This window comes from Candidatus Clostridium radicumherbarum (assembly GCF_045310525.1).
In the GTDB taxonomy this organism is placed as follows: Bacteria; Bacillota; Clostridia; order Clostridiales; family Clostridiaceae; genus Clostridium_AT; species Clostridium_AT radicumherbarum.
This window is the reverse complement of the sequence record NZ_JBJHZY010000001.1, coordinates 1,028,145-1,050,818: the sequence shown is the minus strand read 5'-3', so window position 1 is coordinate 1,050,818 and position 22,674 is coordinate 1,028,145. Positions and strand designations below refer to the sequence as shown.

Genomic DNA, 22,674 nt, shown 5'->3' with positions numbered 1-22,674 from the left:
CTAAAAAAGCAAAAAGTAACAGAAGTCGCTGTAGGAATTATATTAAAATCTCTACAGCGGCTTCTTAATTTTAGGGAGTTTTGAGCCAAAATTATCTTTCTTCTCTAAAATAAGGTACTCCTAAATTCATAGGAGGAGAATTACGTTTAGATTTTCTCATGGATACAATTACAAGTACAGTTATAGTAACTATATACGGAAGCATATCAACCATATATTGTGACACTACATGAATTCCAGCACTCTGAAGTCTTAAGCCAATTATATCCAAGCCTCCGAATAAAACAGCTCCAAGAACTGCTTTATAGGGATTCCATGCAGAGAAAATAACTAGTGCTATGGCAATCCAGCCTCTTCCCGCTACTACATTTTCCTGCCAGTTAGGAATATAAACAAGTGAAAGGTAGGCTCCTCCAAGACCACATAGGGCACCTCCAATTAATATATAAATATATTTATACAAGGTAATATTTATACTTGCTGCATCTGCAGAACCTGGGTTTTCTCCTATTGCTCTAAGATTTAAGCCTTTACTTGTATTATAGAGAAATATACCTATGATGATTGCTACAATATAACCTAGATAAACAAAGGGATCCTGCTTAAAGAGTATTGATCCAACAAAAGGTAGCTTACTTAAAGCAGGAATTGCATAGGGCTGAAAAAAGTTTTTAACTGCAGCAGGTGCAGTTTGCCCAACTAGTTGTTTTCCAACTAAAGTGGAAAAGCCACTGCCAAAGCTGGCTAAAGCAAGACCTGTTACTACCTGGTTTGCTCTTAAGGTTATTGTTAAAAAAGCAAATATTAAGCCTCCAAAGGCTCCAGCAGCTATAGCTCCTAATATTGCTAGAAAAACACTGCTTGTTTTTAATCCTACTAAAAAACCCATTACAGCTCCCATAAGCATCATGCCTTCTACTCCAAGGTTAAGGTTGCCAACTCTTTCAATTAATATCTCACCTATTGTTGCAAAAAGAAGAGGGGTGCCTGCAACAATTGCTGCAGCTAAAAATGTCTCTATTCCGTTCATTTTGCATCACCTACTTTTAAAATAATTTTAAATCTTATAAAAAACTCACTGCCAAGCACAAAGAACAAAATTAAAGCTTGCAGAGTAAGTGCTGCAGCGCTAGGTATACCAAAGGAAGTTTGAATAAAAGAACCTCCCTGCTCTAATGCCGCAAATAATATTGAAACTACCAGAATAATTGGAGCGCTTAAGTATCCAAGCCAAGACACAATAATTGCTGTATATCCAACCCCTCCAGAAACACTTTCAGAAAGAGTGTTGCTAATACCTGATGCTTGTATCATACCCACAAGCCCGCATAATCCGCCGCTTAATAGAATGGATACAATTATTGTCTTCTTTATATTAACCCCAGAATAAAGTGCGGTTTTTTCACTTTCACCTAGAACTGATATTTCATAGCCTCTTTTAGTATAATTCATAAATATGTATATAAATATAACTAAAACAATTGCAAATATCCATCCAATATGTATTTTGAAAATCTCTGGCAGTATAGCATTATTTGTGAAGTTTGCTATTTTTGCAAAGCCTTTTGCATTGGGATCCTTTAATGGTCCATGCTGCAGATATACAATCCACTTAATAGCAATATAATTCATCATTAATGTAACTATAGTTTCATTGGTACCCCACTTCGCCTTAAATATCGCAGGAATTAAAGCCCAAAAGCTTCCTCCGATTATACCAGCTGCCATCATTAATAGGAGCAGCGCAGGCCTTGGAATATCAGGCAGCTTAAGTGCAAATATAGATGCAGCAAAAGCACCCATTAGTATTTGACCTTCAGCACCAATATTCCAAAAATGCATCTTAAAAGCTACTGCAATTCCTAAAGCAGCTATGCAAAGCGGAATTGCTAGTTTAATTGTTTCTCTAATAGCATATGGAGATCCAAAAGCCCCCTTTAGCATGGATGCATAAACATCTAAAGGATTCTTATTCATAATTAAAAAAACTATGCTAAATAGGATAAGAGCTAGTACTACTGAAATTAATCTAATGGTTGTACTCTTTCCTTTACATATTTCATCTCTTTTTACAAACCTTAGCATTAGATATTCCCTCCTGTATTCCTTCTACAGCACTCAATGATTATTAATCATTGAGCCTCGCATTCCTTTATGTCCGGTCATAAGTAATCCAATTTCTTCTTTTGTAGTTTCATCACCCTGCATGATTCCAGTTACTTCACCGCCGCAAATAACCATTATTCTATCACAAAGCTGAATTAAAACATCTAAGTCCTCTGTAATAAAAATAACTCCTACCCCATTAGCCTTTTGCTTATTTACCAAATCATATATGGTATAACAAGTATTAATATCAAGACCTCTTACTGGATATGCCATTATAAGTAGCTTAGGCTTTGCTTCAAGTTCTCTCCCAAGCAGTATCTTTTGGATGTTTCCTCCAGATAAATTCTTAATGGGATAATGAATACCAGGGGTTTTTATTTCAAGTTTTTTAATTATATCATGTGCCCTATTAACAGCAGGCTTTTTATCAATGAAAATCCCCTTTTGTGAGTGGTATTCCTTCAGCATTAAGTTATCTATCATATCCATGGAACCAACTAATCCCATACCAAGTCTGTCCTCAGGAATAAAGCTCATACTAATGCCTTTTTTAATTATTTCGCTAGTACTTTTCCCTATAAGATTTTCACCTTCAAAATTTATTTCCCCGCCCTGGGCTATCTGCATTCCCACAAGAGCCTCACAAAGCTCCTTCTGACCGCTGTTTACAATACCAGCAATGCCAAGTATTTCGCCTTTCTTAACATTGAAGCTTAAGCCTTTTAATTTCTCTATTCCCTCCTCATCATATATCTTTATGTTTTTTACCTCTAAAATATTTTCCTTGCTTTCACACTTTACTCTTTTAATAGATAAGTCTACTGGATGTCCCACCATTAGTTCTGCCAGCTTATTTGGACTTGCATCAACTTTGTTAAGTGTAGCTACAGTTTCACCCTTTCTAAGGACAGTTATTTTATCTGATATTTCCATAACCTCGTCCATTTTATGGCTGATAAAAATTATGGCACAGCCCTGTTCCTTCATTTTATTTATAATTTTAAATAACTTCTTTGTTTCCTGTGGAGTAAATACTGTAGTAGGTTCATCCAAAACAAGAATTTTTGCTCCTCTATAAACCACCTTTAGTATTTCTAGAATTTGTTTTTCACCAACTGTCATATCATAAACTCTTTTATTTAAGTCAACCTCAAGACCATATCTATTGGCTAAATCTGTTATTTCTTTAATTATTTTTTTCTTACTAATAAAAAAACTAGTCTTTTGGCCAAGCATTATGTTTTCTAAGCTTGTCATTACTTCAACTAGCTTAAAGTGCTGATGGATCATTCCAATCTTAGCATTTATAGCATCCTTAGGTGCGAAAAACCTTACTTCTTTTCCACTAATAAAAATAGAACCTCTGTCAGGAATATAAATTCCTGACAGAATGTTCATTAGTGTACTTTTTCCTGCTCCATTTTCTCCGAGAAGTGCATGGATTTCGCCGCTATATATATCTAAATTAATGTTATTATTGGCAACTACCTTACCAAAAATTTTAGTTATTCCCTTCATAGATATCTGCGGAACAGTACTCATTATAATCCTCCTCTGGCGGCCTAAGGATTATTAACCCTTGTGTCACCTGTAAACCTCAAGTTTTGCTACTTAACCTTTCCTTCTACCCCTTTTACAAACCAATCAAAGCTTAGCATATCCTTATCTGACATAACTTCCCCTTCTTTAACTCTTAAAGTACCTGTATTATCATAAATTGGTCCTACAAATACTTTATTTTTTCCAGAAATAATATCAGCTTTTACTTTGTCTACTGCTTCTTGAGCACCTTGAGGAGCAACTTTAGTTAAAGGAGCTAGGTATATTATACTTTTGCTATTGTCTGCTTCCATTGGACCCCAGTAGCTTTCTGATTTCCAGGTTCCAGCTATAATTTTATTTAGTTGATCTACGTAGTAGGGACCCCAATTCCAAATTGGAGCTGTCATATAAGCATCAGGTGCAGCCTTGCTCATATCTGAGTTATAGCCTATTGACCAAACTCCCTTTTCCTGTGCAGCAATTTGTGGTCCAGTTGTATCCTGATGCTGAGCAATAACATCAACACCTTGGTCTAAAAGTGCCTTTGCAGCTTCTTTTTCCTTTGCAGGATCATACCAGGTATTTGTCCATATAGCTTTTACAACTGCATCTTTATTAACTGACAAAACTCCCAGTGTAAATGCATTTATTCCTCTTACACACTCAGGAATGTTCATAGCAGCTACATAACCTATCTTATTTGTCTTAGTTTTCATACCTGCAACAATACCTGAAAGATATCTAACCTGATAGTCTCTTCCAAAGTAATTGGACATATTAGTTTCCTGCATATAACCAGAGCAGTGTAAGTATTTTATTTCCGGATGCTTCTTTGCTGACTTATCCATACCTTCCATAAATCCAAAGCTTGTTCCAATAATTACTGTAACTCCATTATTAATCATTTCTTCACAGGTTTTATCAACCTCGGCTGTATCTTCTTTTACATTTTCCTTGTATATTGTCTCTACCTTGTCCCCAAGTTCCTTTTGGAGATATAATCTTCCTTGATCATGAGCATAAGTATAACCACCATCACCAATAGGTCCTACATAAATAAACCCTACCTTTATTTTTTTAGCGGTTGTCGATGCAGGTGTCGAGTCTTTGTTATCCTTGCTTGTACAGCCTGTTAATGCTGCGCCCATTATTAGTAATAGCGAAAGCATTAAACCAATGATTTTTTTCATTTCAAATTCCCCCTCATTTTTATAAATTACTATTCTATATAAAGACCAAGGTCTTTAATATATTTAATTAAAAAACCTTGCAAATTATTATTAAAATTCAAAAAAATATAGACCTTCCAAATTGAAATTTCAAAATAGAAAGTCTATACAAAAGTTCTATAAGCCATAGAAGGTCTCTAATGAGTAGTTCTATAACATTAAATCTTATATACAAACCCTCATAGTCCGGCCATTTACGTCAGCTCAGTATGAACATCTAATTAAATTATTAAGTAGAATTATTATGATAGTTTAGAATTTACACTTAATTCCTAATACAAGAATATAATAACTTATATGTAATATAATGTCAATATAATTGTAGTAAAAAAGTACCAAATCAAAAAGATTAGCACTTTTTATCTATAATGAGAAATGAAATTCTATTTTTATTTAAACAGCTTACTGAAGAACTATTTTTTCATTATTAGTAAGTAAATAACTTTCCCCATTAATCTTTAAATTGACATGGCAATTATCTTTTGTACTTATTTCTGTTTTATCCTTCAGTATCCATATAACTATTTTGCAGCCTTTATATAAGAAGCTAAATTTAATTTCATTCCAAATATTAGGAAGTTTTGGACTTAAAGAAATGTGACCTTCCTTTATTCTAAGCCCTGCAAAACCATACACTATTGACATCCAGGTTCCACCCATATTAGCGGTATGAATTCCATCCTTTGTATTTCCATGAGTATTATCCAAATCTAATCTTGCGGTGTCCATAAAATATTCATAGGCTTTATCAAGGTATCCTAGCTTGGAAGCCATAATGCTGTATACGGCACAGGATAGTGAGGAATCATGGGTTGTAATCTTTTCATAATAATCATAGGAATTTTTAATAGTTTCAATATTTGCTTCATCTTCTAAAAGAAAATGAGCAAGAACTATATCTGCTTGTTTTAAAACTTGATATCTATAAATTGTCAGAGGATGATAATTTAGCAGTAAAGGATAATTTTCCTTAGGAGTATTCTCAAAATCCCATATTGCTTTATTTAAGAAACTGTCATCCTGGGCATTTATTTTAAGGTCTTTATCATAGGGTAAATACATACTTTTATTTGCCTTTTCAAACGTATTAATCTCTTCTTTTGTAAGATTTATTTTACGGCATAGCTTGTTTAGTATTTCCGGTTCCTTTTCCAGAAGCTCATTATATAGCTTTGATGCCCATTTTAGATTATATTTTGCCATCACATTGGTGTAAAAATTATTATTTACTACTGCTGTGTATTCATCAGGACCTGTTACTGCATCTATTTTAAATAATCCTTTGTGGAAATGTCCTATCTCAATCCATATTCTTGCGGTTTCAAAAATTACCTCAGCTCCAAAATCTTTTATGAATTCCATATCTCCAGTTGCTAAATAGTACTGTACATAAGAATATGCAATATCTGCATTAATGTGGTATTGTGCTGTTCCAGCGGGAAAGAATGAGGAACATTCTCCTCCTGCTATTGTTCTCCAGGGATAAGCTGCTCCTTTTTTGTGACCCATTTCTCTTGCTCTCTGCCTTGCACTGTCTAAAATAGTATAACGATACTTTAAGAGTCCCTTAGCCAAAGCAGGATTGCAAAGAGTGAAAAAAGGCAGTATGTATATTTCTGTATCCCAAAAATAATGTCCTTCATAGCCTTCACCACTTAAGCCCTTTGCTGTTATATTGCTTATGGAGTCCTTACCTACAGCCTGGAGCAGTTCATATAAATTGTATCTTACACCTTGTTGAAGTTTTTTATCACTACCAATAGTTATATCCGCCAGACTCCAAAATTCTTTAAGGTAATCTTCTTGAGTCTTCAAATGCTCTATGAAAGAATGGCAACTGACCTTCTCTGCTATTCTCATACCATCCTTCTCTATATTTGGATAACGTCTTGAATCAGTATATATATTATATTTAGTAAAGCAGATATTTTTATTTCCTTTTTTAGTATTGAAAATCGCCTTTACAGATTTCTCATCTTTTTTAATAGAAACTTTATAAGAAACGTTACAACTGTGCTTTGTTGTAACTGCAATTCGTTTTTTAGAATTTTGAGTTTCAGATACTAATTGCAAAGTATTTTCATCTGCTGTGATAGAATTTACAATTAATATATTGGAATTACCTGAAGCTACTCGTGGATCATTAGAATCTGAATAATTTGATACATCCCCATTAATAGCTGATTCTATAATAACTTCTTCATCAAAATTTATTTTTTCAATTTCATAGTTAATAGCAAATAGTTCTAAGTATTTAAATGAGGCTAATCTTGTAATCTTTATCTTAAGTTCTTTTCCTAAGGGTGACAGCCACCATATTTCTCGTACATAGCAACCAGTTTCCATATCAAGATATCTGTCAAAACTTTTAACTGTTCCTTCAAATATAGAAAATTGTTCTCCATTTATTATTATGTTAATATCCTGCGAATCTGTAACATTTACAATTTTCTGCATTGTTTCTGGAAATGCATAGGCTTTTTCTCCATAATTGATAGGCACATCTTCATAGAAGGCGTTTATATAAGTTCCTCTTATTGTTGGGTAACTTTTAGGATACCCTTCTTCAAAGTTACCTCTAATTCCTATATATCCATTTGAAACATTAAAGATACTTTCATTTTTTATTAGCTCTTTTATTTCTAAATTATTGTCACTTATTATCCATTGGTTTTTCATAAAGTCAACTCTCTTTCACAATCTTAATTAAATTAATTCTTTTTAATACCTCATCACAAGAATTAATTACCCATCCATCTTCATTGCATTCTATGGTAAAACTCATATCTTTGTTTTCATTTCTTTTGCAATAAAAATTAAATATTGCAGTACCTATTTTTACATTCTTATATTGAAAATAATTCCATTCAATAGGTACTAGAGGATTAAAATAAATTTCTTTTCTATAGGCACAAGGCTGTATTCCAAAAAGATAAGTAACAATAGGCCAAATTACACCATAGCCTGTCCACGCTTGTACAAAACATCCATAGTCTGGTGACATTTCGGAAAAGGAACCTGGCATTCTAATAGAAAATGTGGATATTATTTGATCAATATAACCAAGCATTTTCTCTATTCTTCCATATTGTCCTTCTGCTTCTGCCTGAGCTGCTGTTGATATTGTCATCATACCGCTATGTTTTGTGGCTCCAAGCTTTAAGCCGAATCTACCCCTATATTCGCTAGATTCCATACTATCAAGTGCCTTGTTAGCCTTTTCAAAATCAGCAATACCTTCACCAAGAGGCGTATTAATAGTCCAGTTTTTCATATTAAAAGTCTTGTCTTTACTACTTTCACTGTTTAAAGCCTCTTCTTTAAGTTCTTCTATTTTATCTGCTAATTCCTTATCTTTGCTTGAAATACCAAGCTTTTTAAATATCTCATATCTTTCTAAAACCTCTTCTGGAGTTGCTATGAAATCTCCATATACTCCTTCTTCTTCCCTCCAGAATTCCTTATTAATTTTAGTCTTTAACCTTTCAGCTGATTTCCTCCAATAGCCTCCATCACCTAACTTTAAGTACTCAATCATTTCAGCATAAGCTTCTAGTGCTTTATGAGTAAATACAGCAGTATCAATGTTTTCACAATTCAAGCCCTCAATTTCTATTATTCCATAGCCTGATGGTAAAAGGTCTTTATCTCTATCCATGTCATTTAGTAACCAGTGAATTGATTTTTCCATGTAGGGAAACATTTCTCTTAAAAATGCTTCATTTCCGGTCCATTTAAAAACCTGCCAAATTACTTTTACAAATTGAGCTGTTTCCTGTGTATTACCTTCATATGCCACGGCACCATTAGTAGAAATTTCATGTACAATTCTTCCATTACCATTTATCTTTTCCGAAGTATTTTTTAGAAGTCTTAAGGTGTCTTCTATAATATCAAATCTTCCAGTAGGCAAAAGTCCTAGGAGTGCATACTCGTTATCGCAGCCAAACCACCATGGATATTCTGGAAAACCTGCTCCAAGCCCTCTTCCTACTTTAGGTACATATCTAACAAGCCAATCATAGTTGAATTTTAGCCAATCTATAGCTTCGTTTATTCTTAATTCCGGCACTCTAATATTACCTTGAGATATTATTGTTTCATACCGCTGCAGCTTTTCTTTAAGAAGTTTTTCATAATTATCCTTTAAGTATAAATAATTTTCAAATGCTTTGTGTTCGGACGCATATGAACCCGCAATAAAGAAATATAATGAGACCTTGTCTTTAGCTTTTACTTTTATGCTATTAAATCTTAATCTTCCATTAGCTCCTTTTCCGTGTGTATTAGGTATTTCTTCAAAGGTCTCAGACACCTCCCATGAATCAGCATTTAAACTGCTTCCCCAAACTATATACCACGGATTCCTTTCATCTTTTCCACAGAAAGCCTGAAGTCTTTCATTATAATATACAGAGTCATTTCCGTCTTCAATATTAAGTTTTTCAGAAAACCATACTGGTCTTAAATCTGTCCTTAATAGAAAGTGAAAATCAAATTTCTTATCCTCATCTTCCATATTTTCTAATGTATATTTAACCACTATACCTTCTATCCCATCAGGACAGAAGTCTTTTCTATTAACTCTTAAGCCTGTACTTTTTAAATCATATATAAATTCCTGATAAGCAGGATAAGTATTATAAATTAAAGATTTATTTAATAATAATGATTGCTTTTTATCCTTGATTACTGCCCAAAAACCATCTGCTAATTTAATGGGGTGATTCCAAAGGCCACCCATTTCCTTCCTTACGTGCTCGCCCATATCTGGAAACATGCCATCCTGTGTTCCAATGAGATAGGTCCTATCTCCAGTACAAATACATGGATCATCCAATCTATACCTCTTACTTATCTTATAGCTCTCAAGCATAGCTTCACCTTCTCTCTATATTTCTAAAATTTCTTCTAAGATAACTTTTTTCAATAGCAATTTAAAACACCGCGACCAGAGAATTTATATATAAACTCTCTGGTCGCAAATTAATATGTCAACAATTAAAGAAATTTTTATTTATTAGCTGCTAAGTATGTATTAAGCTGAGCTTGCGTTTCTTTTACGATGTCATCTATTCCAGCTGCTTTAAGTTTTGCTTGAACTTCTGCTTTTACTTTATTGTAATCTACTGAACCTGCTGCTAGATTATCATAGTACTCAGCCCAAACAGCACTAACCTGAGAAACCTGGGATTTAATCTTAGTCTGATCAAGGGTAAATCCGATAAATGGAGTTTTTTCTGCATTTTTATCCCAGTTTTTAAGTGTAGTAATATCTTCTGCTGACATTTTAGATGAGAAACGTGCAATACGTATATCATTCCACATCCAGCTATTTGTAACATACTGTTTGTCTGCTGGTATGCCATCAAGAGAAACTGAATCACCACTTAAATTGTAGTTAGTACCTTTAACACCAAATGACCAAAGATCATAGTTAGCCTGATTTTTCTTAATCCAATTTATAAATTCAACTGCTTCCTTAACATGCTTGGAGGTGCTTGGTACTGCTAACATATTGTCGCCGCCTATAAAAATATATGGCTTATCAGTTAGCAAAACGGTTTCAATTTTACCATTAGGTATACTTGCAGTTAATGAATCTATTCTTTCACTGGCACTCATTGTATTTGATGGAATACAAGCAACTTTTCCATTAACGAATCCTTCATTTGCATCTGTAACCTTAGAAGAGTCTGCTGGAATATATCCTTTTGCTACCCAGGATTTCTTTACTGCACAAACTTGTTCAAATGCAGGTGAATCAAAGAAGGTTTTTACTGTGTGGGTTGGATCTGCTGGATCAACATATACTGGATTCTGCCCGCCATCACCAATAGGGAAGAAATAGTTAGCTAATTGAGCAAAAAGTGGCTGCATATTGTTATCAACACCTACAGGATACATGTCCGGGTTGTTTTTCTTAACAGCATCAAAGTATTTTTCCAAATCACTTATTGTCTTAATTGGAGCTAAGCCGTATTTTTCACGTAAATCACCACGGATATTGTAAATGGTATCGAAATTTGCCATTGGTATTACACGTGGAAGAGCATAAAGCTTTCCATTTACAGTTCCACCCTTTAGAACATAGTCTGGTGTGTTGGCCTTAACATCCGGAGCACTTGAAGCAAATACACTATCAATGGGCTGGTAAACCTTACTAGCTGCAAGACCAGATAAGGTACTTGAATGAGCCCAAGCTATATCTACTTCAGTTCCCCCGGCAACTGTCATAGCAAGCTTATTCCAATAATCAGCCACATAGCTTGTCTTAATATTAAAGTTAAGTCCATCTGCCTTCAGCTGTTTATTTACTGCAGCAAGTACATTATTTTCATCTTTAGGTGGATCACCTGGCATCATAAATGTTAGTGTTACAGGTTGTCCACTTGATGTACTAGCAGTTTTACTTGAGCATCCTGCTGCTAATGAGGCAACTGTTGCTGTAGATAAAACTAAAGCCAATATCTTACTTATTTTACTTTTCATAATAAATACTCCCCTTTTTTATATTTTTTTATTATATATTAACCTTTTACTGAGCCAATCATTATCCCTTTTATAAAATATTTCTGTACAAAGGGATAAAGGAATACTATTGGACCTATAGTAACAAACAAGGTTGCAAGCTGAAAGGTCTGCGTTGGAAGCTGCATGCCGCCGCTTCCGGTTCTTCTAATCATATCCATCATATCTTTAATACGGAATAAGTAATACTGCAGTGGATACAGGTTACGATTATCAATAAACCAAAGTGCATTTGTCCAGTCATTCCAATATCCCATGGCTACAAAGAGACAAACAGTTGCTATAATCGGCTTAGAGAGCGGTAATATAATCTTTATAAATATTCTTATATTTGAACAGCCATCAATTTCTGCTGATTCAATTAATGAAGCTGGTATTGTCTTAAAATAGTTACGCATCAAAAATATATTAAATGGTGAAACAAGACCTGGCATGATTAAAGCCCAAATATTGTTATGAAAATGCAAGACCTGAGTACATACTAAATACCAGGGTGCAATACCTGCACTGAAGACCATAGGAATATAGAAAAACATTGCAACCTTATTGCGGTATTTTACCTTCTGGACAGACATTGCATATCCAGCCATGCCGCATAAAAACAGCGCCAATATAGTACCAACAACCGTAACAAAAATAGTAACTCCGTAAGCTTGAAAAATAGACTTATCTTTCATAATAATTTTGTAGGATTGAAGTGAATATGCTTGAGGAATTAATTGAAATCCATTGTTTGCTACGCTTTTTTCAGAGGATATGGATGTCATAAATGTAAGCAATATTGGATACAGACAGCAAATGGAATATGCAATCATAATAAGATGTATGATTACATCAGAAAATCGTTCACCCTTGGAGCGCTTAATTGCCATTATATTAACCTCCTAACTACATTAAATTTGCATTTTAGAACAATGCATAATCCTTATCATATCGCTTTACCAGAGCATTAGATCCATACACCAATATGAAACCAACAATGGATTGATATAAGCCTACAGCAGTAGATATACTAAAATCAGCAGATTGACGAATGCCTCTGAAAATATATGTTTCGATTATATCCGTTTTTGCAAAAAGCTGACCATTATCACCGATAATTGAATATATTCTAGAAAAATCTCCAAACATCATTTTACCGATGTTAAGAAGTAAGAGCATAATTATTGCAGGCACTAACATTGGTATTGTTATATGGATAATCTGTTTCCATCGTGAAGCTCCATCTAACTGTGCAGCTTCATAAAGCTGATCATCAATACCTACAATAGAAGCTAGATAAATTATTACATTATATCCTACAGTAGACCAAAGGGAGCTGCCCACTATAATTTTAACCCATGCTCCTGGTGTAGAACTCCACTTAATATGTTCCATTCCAAGGAAACTTACAATCTGATTAGCTATACCGTTTCCATCTGGGAAAACAACCATGTTTATAATCTGTCCAACAATTACAGTAGAGAAAAAATAGGGTAAAAACATTGCATTTTGATAAAATTTCGCTAGTCTTTTACTACGTAATTCATTAAGCATAATTGCAAAGGTAACACTGACTATGGTAACCATTAACAGAGACCAAAAATTGATCCATAAGGTATTTAAAGTAGTTCTTAGTGCATACTGACTTGTGAAGAAAAACTTAAAATTGTCAAGGCCGCACCAAGGGCTTCCAAAAATATTATCAACAACATTGTAATTTTTAAATGCTATTATTATTCCAGGTAAAGGCAGATAACACAGCAGGAAAATTACAATCATTGCTGGCAGCATCATAATATATAAAGCATAATTTTTACGCATTTCTTCCAAAAACGATGGTACTTTACTTTTCTTGTTCTTTAAGTAAGTTCTTGCTTCCAATTGAACATCTGATTTCATTTGTCAACCCCCTTATATATATTAATTGCAGTAACACAAAGCAGATAGCCTCTATAATTGTTCCCCTATAACTTTCATTTAAATTAAATAGGGTAGAAATATCTATTTTATGTTATTTTTTGTAGACTCCCTTATAATTAGTTCTGGTGATACCAAAACCCTATCAAAGCATTGCCCGTTTATGAGATTTACAAGTACATTTGCTGCACTTTCCCCTATCTTTTCTCTATCCTGCCTGATAGTTGTTAATTTTGGATTCATATATTGAGCAATATTTATATCATCAAAGCCTATTACAGAAACATCATCAGGTACTGAATAACCTAAGCTTTCTAAGGCCTCCATAGCTCCCATTGCCATAAGATCGCTGGCACAAAACAGTGCTGTAAATTCTTTCCCTAAATTAATAAGGTTTTCAGCTGCCAAGCCACCGCCTTTTCCGCTGAAGTCCGAATGTATAATCATGCTCTCATCAATAGCTATTCCATATCTGTTTAAAGCCAAATAATATCCATCTAATCTTTCATAGCTTACAAAAGCATCTTTATGTCCATTTATAAAAGCTATTTTTTTATGTCCTAAGTTAATTAAATGTTCTACTGCAGCATAAGCTCCTTTAGTATTGTCTACACCAACGCAGCTTGTTTTAGGGTTATTGACACACACATCAAAAAGTACACAAGGATATTCAATATTTGAAAGCTGTCTATAGTACTCATCGCTCATTTTAAGTCCCATAATAAAAGCGCCGTCTAAGTTCTTTTCTGCAAATAGCTTTGATAAATCCTGTGACTTTTGCATATCTGTGGTAGTAGATAATATTATAATCTCATAACCCTGCCTTGTGGCTGCATTCTTAAATGACATAAGTGTTTCAAAAACTATTGGATTTAACATTCCTCCATTGTCATAATCCTCAATGAGCATGCCCAGCCTATAGCTCCTATTTGCATTTAATCCCTTAGAATTCACATTAGGCTTATATCCCATTTCTTCAGCAACCTCTAAAATTGTATTTCTAGTTTTTTCACTTATATCGCTATAATTATTAAAAGCTCTTGAAACTGTACCTACAGATACACCTGCCTTTTTTGCTACATCTCTTATTGTCACAGATTTACTTTCCATAGTAATCCTCCTAGATTTTATTTATGAACACAATAATTACTTTTAATTATGTCTTCAAAATTGTAATAAATACTTTAAATTCTATTATATCTATTAGTACAGTTTAGTTAAAAACGCAGTTATCTTTTAACTATAGTACTAGTGTCTTGAGCTAGGTTATAGTCTCTGCCATAAACCTTAAGTTCAATATCTCCTGTAGAGCTTAATTCAATCTCTTTTTCTCTTACGGAAATGGTTAGTATGCTTCCCCTCCAATTTATGTTAAAGCTTATTCCTTTCCACTCCTTAGGCAGCCATGGGTTAAGATTAAGCTTCTGATCCTTATCTACGCTTAAGCCGCCAAAGCCAAATACAGCACTCTGCCATGCTCCTCCAGTATTAGCCGCATGCAATCCTAACTCTGAATTTCCTTGATTATCATCTAAATCAGTCATTATAGCTTTCATGAAATATCTATACGCATTTTGTGTATCTCCTACTGAAAGTCCCATTATTGAATACATAGACGGACTTAATGAAGATTTATGCATTGTTCTTTTTTCATAGTACCTATAATTCTCTCTCCTGGTATCCTCATCAAATTCTTCCCTAAGCATCAGCATAAGCATTATTACATCTGCCTGCTTTATAAGCTGAGTTTCCCCCAGTCTATCAAGTCTAACATCATCAGGCCATATTGGCATTCCATTTTCATCATGCTCAGTTATTGGGTAGTGCTTCAAATTAAAATATCCTTCAAATTGTTCTATAAGCATTCCGTCTTTACTTCTAGGAATATACATTTTGTTTTGTATATTCTCCCAGGCTTCCAAGTCCTTGTTGTTTAAGCCTAGCTTAATACAAAGCTTATTAAATATTACTTCATCTTCTTCCTTAATCCACTGAACAAGCTCCAAGGATTTTTTAACACTCCACTTTGCAAGATAATTAGTATATACATTGTTATCTACATGTTCATGGAACTCATCAGGTCCTATTACTCTGCTTATTTCATATCTGTCTTTTTCTTTGTTATACTCAACTCTGCTTTGCCAGAACTTAGCTGTATCAAGGAACATTTCAAGTCCATAATTTACTAAGAAATCCTTATCTTCAGTAGTTCTGTAATACTCCCAAATACCAAATGTTATATCTGAGTTTATATGATATTCTATATCCCCAGTCCATATTCTAACAGGATTTCCATAATAGTCTTCTCCCCATTTAGGAGTAACCTCTATTCCTTCATCTGCTGATTCCCAAGGAAATTGAGCCCCTTTAAAACCATTTAATGATGCGTTTTTTCTTGCTCCGTTTATGGTATTATATCTATACATAAGAAGTGCTCTTGCAACTTCCGGTCTTGTATAGATGAAGAAAGGCAGCATAAAGGTTTCTGTATCCCAGAACACATGACCCTTATAGCCTTCTCCGTGAAGCGCTTTAGCAGCTATGCTAACCTTTTCATCACCCTCATAAGCAGATGCTACTAAGTGGAATAAATTGAATCTTAATCCAGTCTGTGCTTCATCATCACCTTCAATTTTAATATCTATATCCTGCCATATTGTATTCCATTTTTTAATGTGGGCTATCTTTTCCTTTTCATATCCATCATATATGAATGCGTTTATTTCTTCCTTTAATAAAGTATTTAAGCAGCCTTTAGTATCTCTTGAAGTATAGGTAGCACCAAATTTATATATAGTAAATTCTTTGCCTTCTTCAGCAAATACTTGGTATAACTCTCTTACTCTTTCACCAAATTGATTATACTTTCTTTCTTTTAGGAGATTACCACTTTCTCCTATGCCTGTAACGTAGCTACCTTCTATAATTTTTATTCCTTTATCTATAGTGCTACTTTCTAATGCTATACCAGGTTGTAAATCTACTATTTTTTTTACTTCAAAGTGCTTAGTTATATTTACAGGATCTAAGGTGCTGTTTGTCATAGTTCCATCTATCATGTTTTCTACAAATACTTTCCCGCAAAAATTTACCGGTAAAATAGTGTATTTTGCAGCCCATCTATGTACATTATTTCTGCTTAAAAACCTTTCTGAACTTATACTTACTATTCTTCCTTTTCTCGTTTTAACCTTAAAGGAAGCTTCTAGGATTCCCTCTTTCATATTGAGATTTCTCCTATAGCTTAAGACCTCACAAATATCTAAATCTATTAACTCATTTTCGACATATATATTTAAGGGTAATGGATCTTGGCAATTTACTATCTCAGTTACCTGAGCAGTATTTTTATCAAAAACTCCTGCTATTAAATTTCCTCTATCACCTAGTTTTGAAAATTCAAAAGCTCCTCTTAAACCTTTATAGCCATTGGCTAAGGTAAATAATGTCTCATATTTTCGATTTTCTTTTGAATTATATCCTTCTTGTACTATATTCCATAATAAATCCATTGCCTCATCCTCCATCTTTAATACGTGATTCTGGTAAACTTGAGATCACTTACTGTTACCCTTAAGCTCACCCTTAAAGTCCAATTTGGGTTGTATTTCATATATTTATTTACTGTTTTAAATTACTAAATTTTCGTGATTGTTTTCTACAGGTTTATTGTAATATAAGACCGAAAACAATTACAAAGCTAAAATTAGCTGATTTTAGGCAAACAATAATTATTTTTCGGTTGTTTACTATTATTTTCGCGAAAATTCATTGCTTTTGTTTCGGAAACATTTTTGTTATAATTTATTTACTTATTAATCATTAAATCTAGGAGGATTACAAAATGAAAAAAATTGAGGCATGTCTCTTTGATTTGGACGGTGTATTAGTTGACACCGCTAAATATCATTATTTGGCTTGGAAGAAATTAGCTAATGAATTAGGTTTTCAATTTACGGAAGAAAATAACGAGAGATTAAAGGGAGTAAGCAGAATGAAATCCCTTGAAATTCTGCTCGAGATTGGAGGAGAAAATTTAGATGATAATACAAAGATTGCTTTAGCAGAAAAGAAAAATAACTGGTATGTAGAGTATATTTCAAAAATGGATGAATCTGAAATACTGCCAGGAGTTAAAGAATTTTTAATAGCAGTAAGAAAAGCTGGAATTAAGACCTGTCTTGGTTCTGTCAGCAAAAATGCTATGACCATTTTAAAAAGAATTAATCTTATTGAATATTTTGATGGAATAATAGATGGTAATATGGTTACTAATGCAAAACCAGATCCGGAAGTTTTCGTAAAAGGTACAGAAATACTAGGCGTTACCGCAGAAAACTGTGTTGTTTTTGAAGATGCTATTGCAGGAATTGAAGCTGCCCATAGAGCCCATATGTACGCTGTAGGTGTAGGTTCACCTAAGACTTTAAAAGAAGCTAATAAGGTAATCTCTGGTTTTGAAAATATAAATTTGGATATTTTGAGATTTTAAACTTTAGTTAGCAAAGGTATTTCACTTGTACTATACTAATTTTAAGTGGCTAATACATTAATGTGAGGAGAATATATAATGTTAGAAAACACATATAACTTTAGTAAAACTATCATCAAAAAAATAAATTTAAATTACTTACTTTATACTCCAAAAGATTACAATGAGGATGTTAAATTCCCATTAGTTATGTTTTTACATGGTTCTGGTGAAAGAGGGGATAATTTAGAACTGTTAAAACTTCACGGCATTCCAAAACTAATTTCACAGGGTAAGGATTTTCCTTTTATAGCTATTTCCCCTCAATGTCCCTCTAGTGTTTGCTTAACTGAGCTTACGGAAGATCTAAATTTGCTAATTGAAGATATAATCTCAAATTATTCTGTGGATCCTGAAAAAATTTATCTTACTGGCATTAGTATGGGTGGATTTGCAGCTTGGAAACTAGCTTGTAAGCATCCTGAAAAATTTGCTGCTATTTTACCTATTTGTGGCGGACCTTGGAATGCATGTTATGACGAAGAGATATCTAATCTTAAAGATATTGCCGTGTGGGCCTTTCATGGTGCAAAAGACGAGGTAGTACCAATAGAGGGAACTAAAGCTATAATAGATAACTTAAGGGCAATTGGCAATAATGCAAAATTCACTGTATACCCAGATCTTGGCCATGATTCTTGGTCTTTAACCTACGAAAATCCAGAAGTCTATAGCTGGCTTTTAAATCAAAAAAAAATAAAATAATAAATATTTTTATCTAATTTTTAGAAATATAGTTACACAATTTCAAATAAATTGTATCCTGACCATTCTTTAATAAAGAGGTCAGGATACATAAATTACCTTTTAAAAACTATTTCACCATCTATTAATACACAAGTGGTTTTAGCTTGTACATCAAATGGATGTTTGTCAAAAACAACTATATCTGCATCTTTATTTACTTCAAGAGAACCTACTCTATCTGAAATTCCAAGTATTTCTGCAGGGTATATAGTTATTGCCTTAAGTGCAGTTTCTTCATCCAACCCAGCTTTAACAGCTAATGAAGCACAAAGTGGAAGATAATGTACAGGTATTACAGGATGATCTGTCATTAAAGCGATTTTTACCCCTGCCTTATGAAGCACCGCTGGAGTTTCAAAGGATTTTTCTTTAAGCTCAACTTTGCCCCTAGTGCCAAAAGTTGGTCCTACTATAGCGGGAAGTCCCTCTTTTGCAAGTTCCTCTGCAATCAAATGTCCCTCAGTACAATGTTCTATTGTCATTTTTAATCCAAACTCTTTTGCAATACGTATAGCTGTGAAAATATCGTCTGTTCTATGAGCATGTGCTTTTACGCTTAGTTCCCCTTTAACAACTGGAATAAGGCTTTCAAGCTTCATGTCAAAGGTTGAACTCTTTTCTTTATTTTCCATATAATTTTTTGTTTTAAGAAGATATTCTCTTAGAATAGCAGCGGTAGCCATTCTAGTGGATGGTGCCTGTTTTTTTGCATTATAACATCTCTTAGGATTCTCTCCAAAGGCAACCTTCATTGCTGCAGTTTGTTGGAGAACCATATTATCTATTCTTGTACCTTTGGTCTTAATAGTAGTAAATTGCCCTCCTATGACATTGGCACTGCCAGGGCCTGTACAAACGCAGGTTATTCCATTTTCATAAGCTTCAACAAAGGATCTGTCCAGCGGATTTACTGCATCTATAGCTCTAAGCTGTGGAGTAGCTGGATCAGTGATTTCATTTCCGTCATCTCCTTCAATGCCAACACCGTCTTCCCACATACCTATGTGACAGTGAGCATCAATAATGCCGGGCATAACAAATCCGTCATCTGCATCGATAATTTCACAGCCATCAGGTGCTGCTGCGCTATTGCCAACTGCAATAATCTTACCATTATTCACTAAGATCTGGCCACTTTCTATTGGCTCCCCTGCCATAGTTAGAATTTTACCATTTTTAATTAAGATCATTTCTTTAGCCCCCTTATATAAGTTGATAATAATGTCAAAATATTAATTTCATATTAATTTTAACAGTATAACACAGAAATTACTATACATACTCTATTGATTAGCAGCCCATTCATGATATACTAAATAATATAAATTAATTCAAAAACTAATGATAATGGTGATGCATTGATGAAGAAAAAAGTACATAAAAAAATGGGTAAAAGAGGCAGGCTTTTCTTTATATTTTCAGCACTAACTATTTTTTACCTTCTTTTAATGGGCAGATTATTATATATCATGGTAGAAAAAGGAAGTACTTACAAAGCCATGGCTGTGAGTCAAAGAACTCACGAGATACCACTTGATCCTAAAAGGGGTAATATACTTGATAGAAATGGACAAGTCTTAGCTACAAGTGCAGATGTATATAGGATTGACGCTGACCCCAGTTTACTACAGGCAACTATAAAAAATAAAAACTTAAATCTTGATGAAATTTCAAAAAATTTAGCAAATTATTTAAATATGAACACAAATGATATTCTAAAAAAGCTTAATAGTAAAGATAATTCAGGGGATTTATTGAAATTTGTTTCCTTAAAAAGACAGGTTGAAAAGCCTTCTGCTGACAGTATTAAAGCACTAAAATTAAATGGAATTATTGTGTCTTCAGATATTAAACGCTACTATCCGAACAAAAACTTTATTGCACAGGTGTTAGGTCTAACAAATATTGAAGGAAAGGGCATTTCCGGCGTAGAACAAAGTTATGATAAAGCTTTGACTGGAATCGAAGGATCTCAAAAATTGCAGCTTGATGCTAAAGGTAATGTTCTTCCAGATACTGAAACCTCAGTACAGCCTGTAAATGGGAAAGATGTTGCACTTACAATAGATGAACGTATTCAGGAACTTGCTGAAAAAGCAGCTAGTAATGCTCTTGAAGCTAATAATGCAACTTCAGTAAGTATAATGGTTATGAATCCGAAAAACGGTGAAATATTGGCAATGGCCAGCAAGCCTGATTTTGATCCTAATAACCCTAATAATGTAACTTCAGCAAATAAAAATCCACAAGAGCAATGGGTAAATAGATCTGTAGAAAATATTTTTGAACCAGGTTCTATTTTTAAAGTTATAACCTCAGCTGCTGCTATGGAAAATAATGCTCTAAAAGATGGTGACACCTTTAATGATACAGGCAGCATTAAGGTAGCAAATACAACTATTTATGACGACGATAAAAAGAATCATGGAATTCAAACTTTTTCTGACATACTTAATAATTCAAGTAATGTTGGTTTCATTGAATTAGCTCAAAAATTAGGAAAAGACAACCTATATAATTACTCAAAGGAAGTTGGTATCGGTGATAAAACTGGCATAGATTTACCAAAAGAAAGTTCTGGTATAATAAAAGACTTAAATAACATAGGTCCAGTTGATCTTGCAACTATGTCCTTCGGTCATGGAGTAGCGTTAACACAAGTACAGTTTATGGCTGCCTTCAATGCAGTTGCAAATGGAGGTACCTGGATAAGACCTCATATAATGAAGGATATCGAACATAAAGATGGGGATAACAGAGTCGTAGATGATGAGTTTACGGATTTGGGTAAAAAAACAGTTATGACTGAAGGAAATTCAGCAAAACTGCGAAATTATTTAGAAGGAGTTGTTACTAAAGGTACTGCTGTTGCTACCTACATTGATGGCTTTCATATTGCTGGGAAAACAGGTACTGCTGAACGTGTAGATTCAAATAAGAGAGGCTATCAAGAAGGAAAATATGTTTCATCCTTTGTAGGCATGGCTCCTGCCTCAGATCCTGTTGTTTCCTTAATCGTTACTATTGATGAACCAAACTCCTCAAACTACTTTGCAGCACAAACTGCTGTACCAGTAGCTAAAGAATTATTCACTGGAATTTCTAATTATATTACAATTAAATAGTTAAAAGGCTGTGGTAACCAATTTTCCACAGCCTTTAATTTTTTAACTGTTTTCCGTGATTTAATAGTAACAAATTAAAGATAATTTGTACTAAATTCATAACACAATTCATATCATTATATAAAGAAGCTTCTTTAAAAGAATATATTTTAAATTTATTGTTTTGCTATACAGGTGGTGCATTAAAATGATAGACAAGCTTGCATTGCAGCTTACTTCCTTCATTTGTACCGATGCCTACGACAACGCTAAAGATAGAGCAAGAATACAGTATGGCTTAAGTATATTTTTAAGTGAAGGTTTTAAAATTGTTTCTCTAATACTACTCTTTAATTTTATACATAATGAGAAGTACTTCTATTTCTCTCTATTAATACTGATGTCTATAAGAATTTTTGCTGGCGGAGTGCATGTAACAGGAGCTTTAAATTGTTTACTTCTGACAATCCTGCTTTTTATGTGCACCTGTGTACTGGCTCCTTTAATGCCCAGACTTCCAACAATATGCTATTTGCTTATAGGAATATTTAGTTTAGTGATAGCTTTAGTAAGGGCTCCTATCTGCAGCGTAAGAAGACCAATAAAAGATTCTAAAATAAAGCTGCAGTATAAGCTTACAGCTGCACTATTTGTAACTTTATGGACAATCATTTTATTCTTTTTAGAAAGTACACCATATATTAACTGCGGCTTCAGCACTATATTCATGCAAAATATACAGCTTGTACTAGCTAAAAAGAAGATATAGCTTTAACTAGTAGCTTGTCTTCTATGTTAAGCCACTAAATGTTTAATATTTTAAGGAGGAAAATTTATGAAAAAATTAGTTAAGAGTTTCAAGGGAAAATCTATGTTATGTGCACTTTGTCTCACTGTAACTTCATTTGTATATCCATGGTACGGTTCCTTTTTATTTTTAGGAGAACCTGAAATTCCAGAAATTTTAAAAGAAGAATAATTA

The 22,674-nt window shown here is 33.6% G+C and carries 17 protein-coding genes; 5 read left to right on the top strand and 12 right to left on the bottom strand.

Features of this window, described 5'->3' with window-relative positions:
- Nucleotides 1–91 precede the first annotated feature (91 nt).
- From ACJDUH_RS05070 to ACJDUH_RS05020, 11 genes are all read right to left on the bottom strand, one after another.
- A complete protein-coding gene (locus ACJDUH_RS05070) occupies nucleotides 92–1,030 on the bottom strand; it encodes an ABC transporter permease (RefSeq protein ID WP_406764071.1) in 939 nt (312 codons plus the stop codon).
- On the bottom strand, nucleotides 1,027–2,085 hold the full coding sequence (locus tag ACJDUH_RS05065) for an ABC transporter permease (RefSeq protein WP_406764070.1): 1,059 nt from the start codon (nucleotides 2,083–2,085) through the stop codon (nucleotides 1,027–1,029). The genes ACJDUH_RS05070 and ACJDUH_RS05065 overlap by 4 nt, the downstream gene beginning before the upstream one ends.
- 33 nt (nucleotides 2,086–2,118) lie before the next feature.
- Complete coding sequence (locus ACJDUH_RS05060; RefSeq protein ID WP_406764069.1) at nucleotides 2,119–3,651, bottom strand: ABC transporter ATP-binding protein; 1,533 nt, start codon at nucleotides 3,649–3,651, stop codon at nucleotides 2,119–2,121.
- A 65-nt stretch (nucleotides 3,652–3,716) separates the two neighbouring features.
- Nucleotides 3,717–4,841 (bottom strand): BMP family ABC transporter substrate-binding protein, encoded by a 1,125-nt coding sequence (locus ACJDUH_RS05055; protein ID WP_406764068.1) that lies wholly within the window; start codon nucleotides 4,839–4,841, stop codon nucleotides 3,717–3,719.
- 441 nt (nucleotides 4,842–5,282) lie between these two features.
- The gene (locus ACJDUH_RS05050) at nucleotides 5,283–7,559 is read right to left on the bottom strand and encodes a glycoside hydrolase family 65 protein (protein ID WP_406764067.1); all 2,277 of its coding nucleotides are present in this window, start codon (nucleotides 7,557–7,559) and stop codon (nucleotides 5,283–5,285) included.
- Between the two features lie 4 nt (nucleotides 7,560–7,563).
- Nucleotides 7,564–9,756: a glucosidase family protein gene (locus tag ACJDUH_RS05045; protein WP_406764066.1), complete on the bottom strand. Its 2,193-nt coding sequence runs from the start codon at nucleotides 9,754–9,756 to the stop codon at nucleotides 7,564–7,566.
- 137 nt (nucleotides 9,757–9,893) lie between these two features.
- Nucleotides 9,894–11,372, bottom strand: a complete 1,479-nt coding sequence (locus tag ACJDUH_RS05040; RefSeq protein WP_406764065.1) for an ABC transporter substrate-binding protein — start codon at nucleotides 11,370–11,372, stop codon at nucleotides 9,894–9,896.
- 38 nt (nucleotides 11,373–11,410) lie between these two features.
- Entirely contained in the window at nucleotides 11,411–12,283 is an 873-nt protein-coding gene (locus ACJDUH_RS05035; protein WP_406764064.1) for a carbohydrate ABC transporter permease, read from the bottom strand.
- Nucleotides 12,284–12,317: 34 nt separating this feature from the next.
- Nucleotides 12,318–13,292: an ABC transporter permease gene (locus tag ACJDUH_RS05030; RefSeq protein ID WP_406764063.1), complete on the bottom strand. Its 975-nt coding sequence runs from the start codon at nucleotides 13,290–13,292 to the stop codon at nucleotides 12,318–12,320.
- A gap of 102 nt (nucleotides 13,293–13,394) precedes the next feature.
- The gene (locus tag ACJDUH_RS05025) at nucleotides 13,395–14,420 is read right to left on the bottom strand and encodes a LacI family DNA-binding transcriptional regulator (RefSeq protein ID WP_406764062.1); all 1,026 of its coding nucleotides are present in this window, start codon (nucleotides 14,418–14,420) and stop codon (nucleotides 13,395–13,397) included.
- A gap of 119 nt (nucleotides 14,421–14,539) precedes the next feature.
- Complete coding sequence (locus ACJDUH_RS05020) at nucleotides 14,540–16,822, bottom strand: glycoside hydrolase family 65 protein (RefSeq protein ID WP_406764061.1); 2,283 nt, start codon at nucleotides 16,820–16,822, stop codon at nucleotides 14,540–14,542.
- A 332-nt stretch (nucleotides 16,823–17,154) separates the two neighbouring features.
- On the opposite strand from ACJDUH_RS05020, the gene pgmB reads away from it, so the two are divergent.
- Nucleotides 17,155–17,802: a beta-phosphoglucomutase gene (pgmB, locus tag ACJDUH_RS05015; RefSeq protein WP_406764060.1), complete on the top strand. Its 648-nt coding sequence runs from the start codon at nucleotides 17,155–17,157 to the stop codon at nucleotides 17,800–17,802.
- A gap of 78 nt (nucleotides 17,803–17,880) precedes the next feature.
- Nucleotides 17,881–18,546 carry a carboxylesterase family protein gene (locus ACJDUH_RS05010; protein ID WP_406764059.1) on the top strand — a complete coding sequence of 222 codons (666 nt, stop codon included), beginning with the start codon at nucleotides 17,881–17,883 and terminating at the stop codon, nucleotides 18,544–18,546.
- A gap of 95 nt (nucleotides 18,547–18,641) precedes the next feature.
- Here the strand turns inward: ACJDUH_RS05010 and ACJDUH_RS05005 are convergent, their stop codons facing one another.
- Nucleotides 18,642–19,778: an amidohydrolase gene (locus ACJDUH_RS05005; protein ID WP_406764058.1), complete on the bottom strand. Its 1,137-nt coding sequence runs from the start codon at nucleotides 19,776–19,778 to the stop codon at nucleotides 18,642–18,644.
- A 171-nt stretch (nucleotides 19,779–19,949) separates the two neighbouring features.
- Here ACJDUH_RS05005 and ACJDUH_RS05000 point away from each other — a divergent pair, with 171 nt between their 5' ends.
- From ACJDUH_RS05000 to ACJDUH_RS04990, 3 genes are all read left to right on the top strand, one after another.
- Nucleotides 19,950–21,713 (top strand): peptidoglycan D,D-transpeptidase FtsI family protein, encoded by a 1,764-nt coding sequence (locus ACJDUH_RS05000; protein WP_406764057.1) that lies wholly within the window; start codon nucleotides 19,950–19,952, stop codon nucleotides 21,711–21,713.
- 187 nt (nucleotides 21,714–21,900) lie between these two features.
- Nucleotides 21,901–22,461, top strand: a complete 561-nt coding sequence (locus ACJDUH_RS04995) for an accessory gene regulator B family protein (RefSeq protein WP_406764056.1) — start codon at nucleotides 21,901–21,903, stop codon at nucleotides 22,459–22,461.
- A gap of 66 nt (nucleotides 22,462–22,527) precedes the next feature.
- A complete protein-coding gene (locus ACJDUH_RS04990; RefSeq protein ID WP_406764055.1) occupies nucleotides 22,528–22,671 on the top strand; it encodes a cyclic lactone autoinducer peptide in 144 nt (47 codons plus the stop codon).
- Nucleotides 22,672–22,674 lie beyond the last annotated feature (3 nt).

Excerpts from the sequence above, each read along its gene's own strand:
- ACJDUH_RS05065 (WP_406764070.1), bottom strand. The coding sequence starts at position 2,085 with ATGCTAAGGTTTGTAAAAAGAGATGAAATATGTAAAGGAAAGAGTACA.
- pgmB (WP_406764060.1), top strand. The coding sequence starts at position 17,155 with ATGAAAAAAATTGAGGCATGTCTCTTTGATTTGGACGGTGTATTAGTT.
- ACJDUH_RS04995 (WP_406764056.1), top strand. The coding sequence starts at position 21,901 with ATGATAGACAAGCTTGCATTGCAGCTTACTTCCTTCATTTGTACCGAT.
- ACJDUH_RS05055 (WP_406764068.1), bottom strand. The coding sequence starts at position 4,841 with ATGAAAAAAATCATTGGTTTAATGCTTTCGCTATTACTAATAATGGGC.
- ACJDUH_RS05070 (WP_406764071.1), bottom strand. The coding sequence starts at position 1,030 with ATGAACGGAATAGAGACATTTTTAGCTGCAGCAATTGTTGCAGGCACC.
- ACJDUH_RS05045 (WP_406764066.1), bottom strand. The coding sequence starts at position 9,756 with ATGCTTGAGAGCTATAAGATAAGTAAGAGGTATAGATTGGATGATCCA.
- ACJDUH_RS05025 (WP_406764062.1), bottom strand. The coding sequence starts at position 14,420 with ATGGAAAGTAAATCTGTGACAATAAGAGATGTAGCAAAAAAGGCAGGT.
- ACJDUH_RS05040 (WP_406764065.1), bottom strand. The coding sequence starts at position 11,372 with ATGAAAAGTAAAATAAGTAAGATATTGGCTTTAGTTTTATCTACAGCA.
- ACJDUH_RS05000 (WP_406764057.1), top strand. The coding sequence starts at position 19,950 with ATGAAGAAAAAAGTACATAAAAAAATGGGTAAAAGAGGCAGGCTTTTC.
- ACJDUH_RS05030 (WP_406764063.1), bottom strand. The coding sequence starts at position 13,292 with ATGAAATCAGATGTTCAATTGGAAGCAAGAACTTACTTAAAGAACAAG.
- ACJDUH_RS04990 (WP_406764055.1), top strand. The coding sequence starts at position 22,528 with ATGAAAAAATTAGTTAAGAGTTTCAAGGGAAAATCTATGTTATGTGCA.
- ACJDUH_RS05005 (WP_406764058.1), bottom strand. The coding sequence starts at position 19,778 with ATGATCTTAATTAAAAATGGTAAAATTCTAACTATGGCAGGGGAGCCA.
- ACJDUH_RS05060 (WP_406764069.1), bottom strand. The coding sequence starts at position 3,651 with ATGAGTACTGTTCCGCAGATATCTATGAAGGGAATAACTAAAATTTTT.
- ACJDUH_RS05010 (WP_406764059.1), top strand. The coding sequence starts at position 17,881 with ATGTTAGAAAACACATATAACTTTAGTAAAACTATCATCAAAAAAATA.
- ACJDUH_RS05035 (WP_406764064.1), bottom strand. The coding sequence starts at position 12,283 with ATGGCAATTAAGCGCTCCAAGGGTGAACGATTTTCTGATGTAATCATA.
- ACJDUH_RS05050 (WP_406764067.1), bottom strand. The coding sequence starts at position 7,559 with ATGAAAAACCAATGGATAATAAGTGACAATAATTTAGAAATAAAAGAG.
- ACJDUH_RS05020 (WP_406764061.1), bottom strand. The coding sequence starts at position 16,822 with ATGGATTTATTATGGAATATAGTACAAGAAGGATATAATTCAAAAGAA.